Origin of the sequence: Paraburkholderia sartisoli, assembly GCF_900107685.1 — a bacterium.
Classification (GTDB): domain Bacteria; phylum Pseudomonadota; class Gammaproteobacteria; order Burkholderiales; family Burkholderiaceae; genus Paraburkholderia; species Paraburkholderia sartisoli.
In genome coordinates, this window is the sequence record NZ_FNRQ01000012.1 from 98,460 (window position 1) to 110,077 (window position 11,618).

The following is an 11,618-nucleotide window of genomic DNA, read 5'->3' on the forward strand; positions in this document are numbered from 1 at the left end:
TTGTTCTGTGTAGGTTCGCCCCGCCTGCTGGCCGTGCCGGCCGGGGACGAAACCAAGCGTAGTGGCTCCCCTCCTCATCGTCCAATCATTAGATTTGCGCAACCCATACCAATTCTGGTATCGACACGCGCTCCGCATTGCAGGAAGCGGGATCGCGGCGGCGAAGGCCGGCCGCTATTCGCGCGGTGTCACGAGACGAAACGTCAGATTGATGCGCTCGCCCTGCACGCGCGGCTCTTTCGGCACGCGATGCCGCCATTGCGCCTGCGTTTCGCCGCGCATCACGAGCAGGCTGCCGCCCTTGAGCGCATACGACTGCACGACGCCGGTCCGGTTGTGCTTCAGGTCGAACGTGCGCGCGACGCCCAGACTCACCGACGCAATCACCGGCTGCGCGCCGAGTTCGGCCTCGCGATCGGCGTGCCAGCCCATGCTGTCGTTGCCGCCGCGATAGCGGTTAAGCAGCACGCTGTTGAATCGCGCGCGGCAGGTGGCCTCGGCGGCGGCCTTCAGTTCGGCGACGGCCGGCGTCCACGCATCCGGCACGTTGCGGATTCCCGAGTACACGTAGACCGCGTCTGGCTCGCCCTGCCACGCGGTCAGCCGGGGCAGCGGCACACGGCCGGCGGGCGTCATCATCGTGTCCTGCTTCCACGCGACTTCGTCGACGATTTGCGCGAGCGTCGCGGCGGCGATTTCGGGCGAAAGCCAGTCGGGATACCAGTCGACGTCGGGGGCGGGAAGATCGTTGAAGAGGCCGGACATAAATACACTTCAGGCGAACACGTCACCGTGAATTCGTTAAAGGGAAACCCTCGTTATCATGAAGGCCGAAACTGGCGTGCGTCGTCCGCCATTTTGCGCTTTCATTTCGTCTTCTCACCTTGCGAGGTTTTCATGACGCTCTCGAACGAAGCACTCGATCAACTGTTTCGCACCGCCCGGACGCACAACCGCTGGCTGCCGAAACCCGTCGACGACACGCTGCTGCGGCAGCTCATCGAACTCACGCAGCTTGGCCCGACGTCCGCGAATTCGAGTCCTGGCCGCTTTGTGTTCGTGAAGACGCCCGAGGGCAAGGAAAAGCTGCGTCCGGCGCTCGCGCCCGGCAACCTGGACAAGACCATGGCCGCGCCGGTCACCGTGATCGCGGCAATGGACACCGCGTTCTACGAGCATCTGCCGAGGCTCTTTCCGCAGGTCGATGCGCGCAGCTGGTTCGTCGGCAACGAAACGCTCATCGCCGACACCGCGTTTCGCAACGCGACGCTGCAAGGCGGCTATCTGATCATGGCCGCGCGGGCGCTCGGTCTCGACGCGGGCCCGATGTCCGGCTTCGACCAGAAAACGGTCGATGCGGCGTTCTTCGCCGGCACGACGGTGAAGTCGAATTTCCTGATCAATCTGGGTTATGGCGACGCGACGAAACTGCATGCGCGCAACCCGCGTCTCACGTTCGACGAAGCCGCGAAAATCGTTTGAGCCGGCGCTCCCGCGAATGCAGGCGTGACCGTGTCAGCCAGGTCATGGCGCGCCGGCATTCAGGTGAGAAGCGCCACGTAGAAAACCGCTGCGCCGATCAGGGCGCCGACAAAGCAGAAGCCCTCTTCCGCCTCGTCACCGTTCGAGCGTAGCCACGCGCCCACGAAGCCGAAGAATCCGGCGATACCCAGCGCGACGCAGACCATCACGACGTCGAAGAGCGCGCTTCGGCCGAGTTCGGAGAATTCGATCTGCCGGACGCCGAAATACAGCGCGAGCGCCATCAGCGAGAGCACCACCAGCGGCAGCATCACGTGGCTACCTTCGCGACCCACGTGATGCACGTGGTGCCCCGCATGACCGTCCGTGTGGCCGTCATGCGCAACCGTCCGTGTCGTTTTCATCATCCGTCTCCCGCATCGCCCGCTGAATCTGGCGATAGATCGAACCATGAACGTCATCGGTATGGACCGTCGCGGCGCCGGACAAAAATCCCGCTCCGCGAGACGGACAACACGCTCAGCCGTCACACGGTTCAATTTGAGAATAGTCGATCTCGACACGCAATTCAAAACCTGTTTAGTTCACAAACGCGCGAACGTCCGCGGCGCTCCGCATGCTGCGATGCAGGAAATCCGGCGTGCGTCACGACGCGCCTGCCCGGCCGCCCGAGGCCGTTGACAGAACCGGTTCTGGCGGTCGCCGGCACCGCTATCGAACTCTCGGTAGAATGATCTGCCTGCAATTCATCTCCAGGTACCGCGGCGCGTCATCCAGCGCCAGTGCTTCCTTCCGCGTCCCTGACCTTCCCTATGCGCCGATCATTTTCGTTTCTGGCCCGCTTCATCTTCGTCGGTATCCTGCTGCACATTTACGTCGGATTTCGCCTGATTCCGGATCTGCCGGTCAGCACGACATGGCGTGTGCTCGCCGCGCTGTGGCTGGTGCTTTCGGTGTTCGTGATTCCGCTCGGGATGCTCGCGCGCACGATCAGGCGCCAGCCGCTCGCCGATCGTCTCGCGTGGATCGGCCTGATGGGCATGGGCTTCTTCTCGTCGCTGCTGGTGCTCACGCTCGCGCGCGATCTGCTGCTCGCCTCGCTGCTGACGATCGACGCAATCTGGCCGCATGCGCTCGCGCTCGCGGCCTGGCGAACCAGCACGGCCGCGGCCGTTCCGCTGCTTGCGCTGCTCTCCACCGCGATCGGACTTTTCAACGCGCGTCGCCGGGCACGCGTGGTCACGATCGATGTGCCCATCGACAACCTGCCCGCCGCGCTCGACGGCTTCACGATCGTCCAGATCAGCGACATTCACGTCGGCCCGACCATCAAGCGCAGCTACGTCGATGCAATCGTCGATGCGGTCAACAAGCTGACGCCCGACCTGATCGCAGTGACGGGCGATGTCGTCGACGGCAGCGTCGAGCAGCTGGCGGTGCACACGCGTCCGCTGTCGCGGCTTTCCGCGTTGCACGGCACGTATCTCGTGACGGGCAACCACGAGTACTACTCCGGCGCGCATGCGTGGATCGACGAATTTCGCCGGCTTGGCCTGACGGTGCTGATGAACGAACACGTCGTGGTCGAGCACAAGGGCGCCCAGGCCATCATCGCGGGCGTGACCGACTATTCCGCCGGACATTTCGATCCCGCGCATCGCAGCGATCCGGCCGCCGCATTGACAGGCGCGCCTGGCGACGTGCTGATTCGCGTGCTGCTCGCGCACCAGCCGCGCAGCGCGGAAGCCGCCGCCGACGCCGGCTTCACGCTGCAGCTCTCGGGACATACGCACGGTGGCCAGTTCTTCCCATGGAATTTCTTCGTGCGGCTTCAGCAGCCGTTCACGGCGGGCCTCGCGCGCATGAACGGCCTGTGGGTCTATACGAGCCGCGGCACCGGCTACTGGGGGCCGCCAAAGCGACTCGGCGCGCCCTCGGAAATCACCCGCGTGCGGCTCGTACACGCTGAAGGCATCTGACACACCGGGCCGGCCGCAATGGCCGGCTGTATCTCGCGTTCCAAGCACGAGGCGTAACGCCAGGCCCGATCCTTGCGTCAGTCATCGCGGTGATTATCGATGGAGCCCGCAATGACAACCCAAGCACGCACGACACCCCCGGATCTCGAGCATCCGGAACCCGCCACGCACAGCGACAACGAGAAGAGCAGGATGCCTGAGCGCCGGGACGAAGGGCGCAAGCAGGCGCCGAACGACCGTCCCGGCAAGAAGCCCGGCGAAGGCGAGACACCCGTCGGCTGAAAAATCTACACGCGACGGGTAGTTCAGGCGGCAAATTCCGCGGTTCCGCATGCGGCGCGTCCGCGCAACGGCGGCTCCGCTCCCTGAGCGCATACGATCAGCTTCACGGCAAAAAACCACACCGGCCAAAGAAGGCCCACTCATCCAGCCCGGACTCTTTCATGGCCAACGATATCCGCATCGCCGAAGGCTCGCCGTTCCCGCTCGGCGCCACGTGGGACGGACGCGGAGTCAACTTCGCGCTGTTCTCCGCCAACGCGACGAAAGTCGAATTGTGTCTCTTCGACGAGCGCGGCGAGAAGGAACTGCAGCGCATCGAGCTGCCTGAATACACTGACGAAGTCTGGCACGTCTACCTGCACGATCCCGGACCCGGCGCCGTGTACGGCTACCGTGTACACGGGCCGTATGAACCTGAAGCGGGCCACCGCTTCAACGCGAACAAGCTGCTGCTCGACCCGTATGCGAAGGCGCATGTCGGCACGCTGAAATGGGATCCGGCCGTGTTCGGCTACACGCTGAACGCCGAAGGCGACGACCTCACGTTCGACGAGCGCGACAGCGCGCCCTTCATGCAGAAATGCCAGGTCGTCGACCAGTCGTTTACCTGGACGCACGCGACTCGCGTACGCGTGCCGTGGGAACGCACGATCTTCTACGAGACGCACGTGCGTGGCTACACGAAGCGACATCCCGCCGTGCCGGAGTCGCTGCGCGGCACGTTCGCCGGGTTGACGCAGAAGGAAGTCGTCGACCATATCAGGCGGCTCGGCGTTACGTCGGTGGAACTGATGCCGATCCAGTCGTTCGTCAACGACAGCTATCTGCTCGACAAGGGACTCACGAACTACTGGGGCTACAACACGATCGGCTTCTTCGCGGCGGACCCGCGTTTTTTTTCGCGCGGGGGCGGGCAGATCGCCGAGTTCAAGGAGATGGTCGACCATCTGCACGAGGCCGGCCTCGAAGTGATTCTCGACGTCGTGTACAACCACACCGCCGAAGGCAACGAGCGCGGCGCGACGCTGTCGTTTCGCGGCATCGACAACGCGTCGTACTACCGGCTGATGCCTGACGAGCCGCGCTATTACATCAACGATACCGGCACCGGCAACACGTTGAACCTGGCGCATCCGCGCGTGCTGCAGATGGTCACCGACAGCCTGCGCTACTGGGTGACGGAGATGAACGTCGACGGTTTCCGCTTCGATCTGGCGACGATTCTCGGCCGCGAGGATCACGGCTTCGACGAAGGCGGCGGCTTTCTCGACAGTTGCCGGCAGGACCCCATCCTGTCGAGCGTGAAGCTGATCGCCGAGCCGTGGGACTGCGGCCCGGGCGGCTATCAGGTGGGCGGTTTTCCGCCAGGCTGGGCCGAGTGGAACGACCGCTTTCGCGACACGACGCGCGCATTCTGGAAAGGCGACGAAGGGATCGCATCCGAACTCGCCGCGCGCATGACCGCCTCCGGCGACAGGTTCAACCGGCGCGGCCGGCGCCCGTGGTCGAGCGTCAACTTCGTCACCGCGCACGACGGCTACACGCTGACCGATCTGGTCTCGTACAACGACAGGCACAACGAGGCAAACGGCGAAGACAACAAGGACGGCCACTCCGACAACCGCTCATGGAATTGCGGCGTCGAAGGTCCCACTGACGACGCGGACATCCGCACGTTGCGCGAGCGGCAAAAGCGCAACCTGCTCGCGACGCTGCTGCTGTCGCAGGGCACGCCCATGCTGCTTGCGGGCGATGAATCCGGGCGCACGCAACACGGCAACAACAACGCGTATTGTCAGGATAACGAGGTGAGCTGGCTCGACTGGGAAGGCATCGACGCCGACGGCCACGCGCTGACCGACTTCGTCAACAAGCTCACCACGCTGCGGCACGCACTGCCCGTCTTGCGACGCGGCCGTTTTCTGGTCGGCGAATACAACGAGGCGCTCGACGTCACCGACGTCAAATGGATGAGCCCATCGGGCGAGGAACTCTCGCCCGGACAATGGGACGATCCGTCGATGCGCTGCTTCTGCATGCTGATCGACGGCCGCGCGCAGGCGACCGGCATCCGTCGCCCCGCTGCCGACGCGACGCTGCTGATCGCGATGAACGCGCATCATGACGTGGTCGGCGTGAAGCTGCCTGAGATCGCGGGCAGCCAGCAATGGACCTGCCTCATCGACACCAATATGCCAGTGCGCGAAGAACTGCCGGAATACGACTCGGGCGATATCTATCAGATCACGGGTCGCTCGCTCGTGCTGTTCGCGCTGCACGCGCGCGGCAGCACACAGCGCGTGTTCGACCGTCTCGCGGAAAACCTGGTCGAGGATCCGGCCAGCGGCGGGAAGTAATCAGAAACGGAAGAAGGCGATGAACGCCCTGGCATCGCCGCGGCCGTCGAAGACGCCCAATGCACCGCTCAGGCGCCCCGACACCCCGCGTCGTGGTAAAACGCATGCTGACCCAGCATCGAAAGGACAAGAACCGCATCATGGATGGCAACAAATCGCTGCATCAAACATCGTTTTATCTGCTGCTGTTCGCTGTGTCCGTTGCGCTGTGCTTTATCCTCGCTCCGTTTTTCAACACGATTTTCTGGGGCACCATTCTTGCCCTCATCTTTCAGCCCGTGCAGCGCCGGCTTCTGGTCCGCCTCGGCCGTCGCCGCAATCTGGCGGCGTTCATCACGCTGCTGCTGTGTGTCGTCATCGTGATCCTGCCCCTGACGCTGGTTGCCGGCACGCTCGTGCAACAGGGCTCGCTCGTGTACAGCCAGATGAAGTCGGGCAACCTGAACTTCGGCAATTACTTCGACCACATCGTGCATGCGCTGCCGCTCTCCGTGCAGCATGTACTCGGTCAGGTCGGACTCACCGACATCTCCGACCTGCAGCGCAAGCTCACGGCCGGCGCGGCGCAGATCAGCCAGTTTCTCGCGGGCCAGGCGTTGAGCATCGGGCAGAACACGCTGCAGTTTCTGGTCAGCTTCGGCGTCATGCTTTATCTGCTGTTTTTTCTCGTGCGCGACGGGCGCGAAATATCCCGCCTGATCCGCGAAGCCATTCCACTCGACGAAAACCGCAAGCAACATCTGCTGCGCAAATTCACGACCGTCGTGCGCGCCACCGTCAAGGGCAACGTCGCGGTGGCGCTCGTGCAGGGCGGCCTGGGCGGGATCGCATTCTGGGTCATCGGCATCCAGGGCGCGCTGCTGTGGGGCGTGATGATGGCGTTTCTTTCGCTGCTGCCGGCGATCGGCGCGGCGCTGATCTGGGGACCCGTCGCGATCTATTTCCTGCTGACGGGCGCGCTCGCCAAAGGGCTCGGGCTGATCGCGTTCTGCGCGATCGTGATCGGCATGGTGGATAACGTGCTGCGCCCGATACTCGTCGGCAAGGACACGAAGATGCCCGACTGGGTCGTGCTGATCTCGACGCTGGGCGGCATGGCGCTCCTCGGCATCAACGGATTTGTGATCGGTCCGCTCGTCGCTGCACTGTTCATGAGCTGCTGGGATCTGTTCACGCGCGACAAACACGGCGCTTCGATTGAAGAATGAGGCGCTGCGGGGTCGCGTGGCTTCGTGCGGCGCGGCCCTGGATTCGCCTGGGTGGGCGGCCTTACGGATGTCGCCTTATGGGTTGACCCGCGTCGGCGCAAAGGCCTAAAATCGCGCCATTCTTTTTTAACAGGAAACCATCGTGGACAGTAGTTCGAGTCGAACCTCGATCCAGCAGGCCGCCTGACGGCAAGACTTCCGCGACAACGTTTCACTGCCGCCGTCTTGCCCTCTGGCAGACGGTGCGCGTCAAATTCTTTCCCGTGTACTGTTTCTGATTTCGGCATCCTGCCGCGGAGCGATTGCGTTCGACCTTTTGCTTCGCAAGCTCACGCTCGCAAGCATCGCGGCACCTGACGTCGCGCGCTGATATTCGCGCAACTGTCACGTGTTTCGTTCAACCTGCAAGTTTTGCCCGCGCATTCCCCGATTGCACGACGCGTTGCTGCGTTGTCCCATCGTCACGTCTCGCGCGGGCGGGCATGAACAGTCGTACTCCAATCATGACATTCGACCTTGTCCTGCGGCTCGCGGCCGCTTTCATCTGTGGCGTCGCGATCGGTCTCGAACGCCAGATGCGCCAGCGCAACGCCGGCCTTCGCACCATCACGCTCGTCGCGAGCGGCGCGTGTCTCTTCGTCCTGCTCGGCGTGCTGACCGGCAACGGCACCGCGGGTGTCACGCAGATCGCCGCCTATGTCGTCTCCGGCGTCGGCTTTCTCGGCGGCGGCGTAATCATGCGCGACAAGGGCTCTATTCAGGGCATCAACACCGCCGCGACGCTGTGGTGTTCCGCGGCGGTCGGCGTGCTGTGCGGCGCCGGGCACTATGGCCCGGCGCTCGCCGGCACCGTCGTCGTACTGCTGACGAACACCCTTCTGCGCGGGGTAAGCCGCATGATCAACTCGATACCCGTGTCGAACGCGGACCTCGTGCGCGAGTACGCACTGACGGTCGTCTGCCGCGAGGACAGCGAAATCCACATCCGTACCCTGCTGTCGAATTCGATGTACTCGACGCCGCTGTCGTTTCAGAGCCTCCTCAGCGAGGACGTCGACAACCAGACTGGACGTATCCGCGTCACGGCAACGCTCAAGCTGCATCCGAAAGACCAGCCCAAGCTCGAACAGATGGCGAGCCGCATCAGCATGGAGAAAAGTGTGTCGAGCGTAAGCTGGGTCGCGAAAGAAGCCGAGCCCACTCCAGAGTGACGCGGTCCTTTCTTGCGTGAATCGGCGTATTTCGACGTACCCGTCACGCGGATTTTTTGCTTCGACGATGGGCACGCCCCGCTCCGTTAGCGTGATCGTTCACGCTAAAAACATAGGAGTGCATCGTACGAAATATGACGTCGTTGTCTGGGTGATCGGCGCGATCACGGGCTGGCTGGCTTGCTGGCATCCTTGCGGAAGATGACGTCCGGACTGCTCGTCGACATTGTTATCGGTGTCGTCGGCGCGTTTGTCGACGGCAGACTTGTGCGCGCGCCCGGCATTTCAACCGGCAGTGGGTAAATCACTTCGATCGATAACACTGTGATCCGCGCCGTGGTTCTACTCGTGATCAAACCGGCCTGAAGCTGGCTGCCGGCGGTTACCTGATCGTGATTGGCAGAAGTCAGGCGATCACAGTCGCCTGACTTCTGCCGCTTCCACCGCGAGACCTACGATGCCAACGATGCAATCGTGTTGCGGTGCAGCGTATGTCGTTCCGATACATCAGGTCGGCGTGAAAACTATGGGTTTCGCACGAGCCATGAATTTGCTTATGCGACATTGATCTATACCGCGCGCCTGGAGCGGCTACAGTTGATGTGTGCCATTCCATCGTGCTGAGTGATCGACACCGGGAGGAACGCCATGAGCATCTGGAAGCCGGACCCGAGTTTTTATCCGTCGCCCCGACTCGCCGCGCAGGCTCCGCCCGAAAAGCTCGCATACGTCGCGGCTTTCGATCCCGATCGCAATCTGCCGGACGCTATCGAAATCGTCGACGTCGATCCGGGTTCACCGGATTACGCCAGCATCGTCGGCACGTTGCCGATGCCGAATACCGGCGACGAGCTGCATCATTTTGGGTGGAACGCGTGCTCGTCGTGTCTGTGTCCGAATGCGCCGCATCCGCACACCGAGCGACGCTATCTGGTCGTGCCAGGACTACGCTCGTCGCGCATCTACATCATCGACACGAAGGCCGATCCGCTTAAACCGGGCATCGTCAAGATCATCGAGCCGGAGGCGATCGCGAACCGCACCGGCTATTCGCGGCCGCATACGGTGCATTGCGGGCCGGGCGGCATCTACGTGACGGCGCTGGGAAGCGCTGACGGCGGCGCACCAGGCGGAATTTTCCTGCTCGATCCACAAAGCTTCGAGCCGCTGGGGCGCTGGGAAGTCGATCGCGGCCCACAGCAGCTCGCTTACGACGGCTGGTGGCACCTCGGCTACGACACGCTCGTGACGAGCGAATGGGGAACGCCCGACACGTTCGAAAACGGCCTGATTCCTGAAGTGCTGTTAGGTGGGCGCTACGGCCGCAAGCTGCATTTCTGGGACCTGACGCGACGCAAGCATCTGCAGGAAATCGATTTCGGTCCCGAGTATCAACTCGTTTTCGAACTACGGCCGGCACACGATCCGACCAAGACTTATGGTTTCGTCAACTGCGTGATCAGCCTGAAGGATCTGTCGTCGTCGATATGGGTCTGGTATCGCGACGGCAATGCGTGGGCGGTGCGCAAGATCATCGATATTCCCGCTGAGCCGGCCAGTGCAGACGTCCTGCCACCCGTTCTGCAGTCGTTCGGCGCCGTGCCGCCGCTCGTGACAGACATTGATCTCTCGATGGACGACCGCTTTCTGTACGTTTCGTGCTGGGGCACCGGCGACCTGCTGCAATACGACGTATCGGACCCATTCGCACCAAAGCTGACAGGCAAGGTCCGGATTGGCGGCATTGTTTCGCGCGCTTCGCATCCGACCGCACCGGACAACGCGCTAAACGGCGGCCCGCAAATGGTGGAGATCAGCCGCGACGGCAAGCGCGTGTATTTCACCAACTCGCTGTACGGCGCCGTCGATCCGCAATTTTATCCGGAGGGCATCGACGGCTGGATGGTCAAGCTAGACGCCGATGCCGATGGCGGCCTCGCGTTCGATCCAAAATTCTTTCTCGAATGGCCTGCGGGACATCGGCCTCACCAGATCCGGCTGCAAGGCGGCGACTGTTCGTCCGATTCCTACTGCTACCCGTGACATCAATAGATCTTTCGACGTCGCCGTGGTGGACGTGGGCTGTCGTCGCCGGGCTCGGCGTGTTTCACGGACTCAACCCGGCGATGGGCTGGCTTTTCGCAGTCGCGCTCGGTCTTTACCGCCGAAGTCGACGTGTCGTGCTGCTCTCGCTGATCCCGATTGCGCTTGGTCACGCGATGGCTGCTGCGTGTGTACTGGTTGCGGGCCTGTCATTGAGCATGTCGATCGATCATCATGTACTGAACAGGATTTGCGGCGTGGTCCTGATCGGATGGGCTGCCTGGCACGCACTACGCGGACATCAGATGCGCTCGCGAGTGGGCATGCAAGCGAAATTCGCAGGACTGACGGCGTGGTCTTTCATCATGTCCGGCGTACACGGTGCGGGACTCATGCTGATTCCGGCGCTCCTGCCCGTTTGCGATGGTTTTTCGGGCGTGTCGTCGACGTCAGCGCTGCCAGGTGTGCGTGGGCTGCTTGCTGACGTCGGGCCTGTCGCTGCCGTTGCAGTTGCCGCTTTGACAGTTCACACAATGGCGATGCTTCTCACGACGGGGATTGTGTCGCTACTGGTTTTCGACCAGTTCGGCGTGGCGTGTCTGCGTACGAAATGGATAAACTTCGATTTGATGTGGACTGCATCGCTCGCTGGATGCGGAGTCATACAACTCGGAATTTAGGCGAGTTCGAGTCTAAATAAATGGTGTTGGCGACAATTTCCCCGACGGAACGTTGTAACGTCAATGATGCCCTTCTGCCGGTTGGGTCGACGTACTGGGTGCGTCTGTCGCAGCGCTATCTGGGGCGGGCGGGGTGAGTTGAGGGGGATGGTGGAGACGCGGACGGAGGGTGAGGCTCCGCGCCGTCCGGCTGGACCTGCCGCAGGGGGCCTGAGGTCGGCCACGCTATATGGATGGCCGGGGGCCGTAATAGGTAATGGCCGTAAACGCAGAAACCCCACCTTTAGGGGGTGGGGTTTCTGTTGCTGCTGGGGAGCCTGACGATTACCTACTTTCACACGGGCAATCCGCACTATCATCGGCGTGGAGTCGTTTC

Annotated in this window: 10 protein-coding genes; 8 read left to right on the forward strand and 2 right to left on the reverse strand. The window is 62.7% G+C overall.

What is annotated here, in order from left to right; genetic code table 11:
• Positions 1 to 174: 174 nt before the first annotated feature.
• Positions 175 to 765: an alpha-ketoglutarate-dependent dioxygenase AlkB family protein gene (locus BLV45_RS25425; protein ID WP_090537842.1), complete on the reverse strand. Its 591-nt coding sequence runs from the start codon at positions 763 to 765 to the stop codon at positions 175 to 177.
• Between the two features lie 132 nt (positions 766 to 897).
• Between BLV45_RS25425 and BLV45_RS25430 the strand changes: the two genes are divergently transcribed.
• On the forward strand, positions 898 to 1,482 hold the full coding sequence (locus BLV45_RS25430; RefSeq protein ID WP_090537844.1) for a malonic semialdehyde reductase: 585 nt from the start codon (positions 898 to 900) through the stop codon (positions 1,480 to 1,482).
• Between the two features lie 59 nt (positions 1,483 to 1,541).
• On the opposite strand, the gene BLV45_RS25435 is transcribed toward BLV45_RS25430, so the two are convergent.
• Entirely contained in the window at positions 1,542 to 1,889 is a 348-nt protein-coding gene (locus tag BLV45_RS25435; protein ID WP_407671059.1) for a hypothetical protein, read from the reverse strand.
• A 405-nt stretch (positions 1,890 to 2,294) separates the two neighbouring features.
• Between BLV45_RS25435 and BLV45_RS25440 the strand changes: the two genes are divergently transcribed.
• From BLV45_RS25440 to BLV45_RS25465, 7 genes are all read left to right on the forward strand, one after another.
• A complete protein-coding gene (locus BLV45_RS25440; protein ID WP_090537848.1) occupies positions 2,295 to 3,461 on the forward strand; it encodes a metallophosphoesterase in 1,167 nt (388 codons plus the stop codon).
• Between the two features lie 111 nt (positions 3,462 to 3,572).
• Positions 3,573 to 3,743, forward strand: a complete 171-nt coding sequence (locus BLV45_RS27685; protein ID WP_176954250.1) for a hypothetical protein — start codon at positions 3,573 to 3,575, stop codon at positions 3,741 to 3,743.
• A 161-nt stretch (positions 3,744 to 3,904) separates the two neighbouring features.
• A complete protein-coding gene (glgX, locus tag BLV45_RS25445; RefSeq protein WP_090537850.1) occupies positions 3,905 to 6,100 on the forward strand; it encodes a glycogen debranching protein GlgX in 2,196 nt (731 codons plus the stop codon).
• 140 nt (positions 6,101 to 6,240) lie between these two features.
• Positions 6,241 to 7,308: an AI-2E family transporter gene (locus tag BLV45_RS25450; protein ID WP_090537866.1), complete on the forward strand. Its 1,068-nt coding sequence runs from the start codon at positions 6,241 to 6,243 to the stop codon at positions 7,306 to 7,308.
• 503 nt (positions 7,309 to 7,811) lie between these two features.
• Entirely contained in the window at positions 7,812 to 8,519 is a 708-nt protein-coding gene (locus tag BLV45_RS25455; RefSeq protein ID WP_090537852.1) for an MgtC/SapB family protein, read from the forward strand.
• 648 nt (positions 8,520 to 9,167) lie between these two features.
• Complete coding sequence (locus tag BLV45_RS25460) at positions 9,168 to 10,562, forward strand: selenium-binding family protein (protein ID WP_090537854.1); 1,395 nt, start codon at positions 9,168 to 9,170, stop codon at positions 10,560 to 10,562.
• A gap of 83 nt (positions 10,563 to 10,645) precedes the next feature.
• The gene (locus BLV45_RS25465; protein WP_245753552.1) at positions 10,646 to 11,242 is read left to right on the forward strand and encodes a hypothetical protein; all 597 of its coding nucleotides are present in this window, start codon (positions 10,646 to 10,648) and stop codon (positions 11,240 to 11,242) included.
• Positions 11,243 to 11,618: the final 376 nt, after the last annotated feature.

What these genes read in the sequence shown, in the direction of transcription:
- BLV45_RS25435 (WP_407671059.1), bottom strand. Translation starts at nt 1,889, where the DNA reads ATGATGAAAACGACACGGACGGTTGCGCATGACGGCCACACGGACGGT.
- BLV45_RS25460 (WP_090537854.1), top strand. Translation starts at nt 9,168, where the DNA reads ATGAGCATCTGGAAGCCGGACCCGAGTTTTTATCCGTCGCCCCGACTC.
- BLV45_RS25455 (WP_090537852.1), top strand. Translation starts at nt 7,812, where the DNA reads ATGACATTCGACCTTGTCCTGCGGCTCGCGGCCGCTTTCATCTGTGGC.
- BLV45_RS25425 (WP_090537842.1), bottom strand. Translation starts at nt 765, where the DNA reads ATGTCCGGCCTCTTCAACGATCTTCCCGCCCCCGACGTCGACTGGTAT.
- BLV45_RS25465 (WP_245753552.1), top strand. Translation starts at nt 10,646, where the DNA reads ATGGGCTGGCTTTTCGCAGTCGCGCTCGGTCTTTACCGCCGAAGTCGA.
- BLV45_RS25450 (WP_090537866.1), top strand. Translation starts at nt 6,241, where the DNA reads ATGGATGGCAACAAATCGCTGCATCAAACATCGTTTTATCTGCTGCTG.
- glgX (WP_090537850.1), top strand. Translation starts at nt 3,905, where the DNA reads ATGGCCAACGATATCCGCATCGCCGAAGGCTCGCCGTTCCCGCTCGGC.
- BLV45_RS27685 (WP_176954250.1), top strand. Translation starts at nt 3,573, where the DNA reads ATGACAACCCAAGCACGCACGACACCCCCGGATCTCGAGCATCCGGAA.
- BLV45_RS25430 (WP_090537844.1), top strand. Translation starts at nt 898, where the DNA reads ATGACGCTCTCGAACGAAGCACTCGATCAACTGTTTCGCACCGCCCGG.
- BLV45_RS25440 (WP_090537848.1), top strand. Translation starts at nt 2,295, where the DNA reads ATGCGCCGATCATTTTCGTTTCTGGCCCGCTTCATCTTCGTCGGTATC.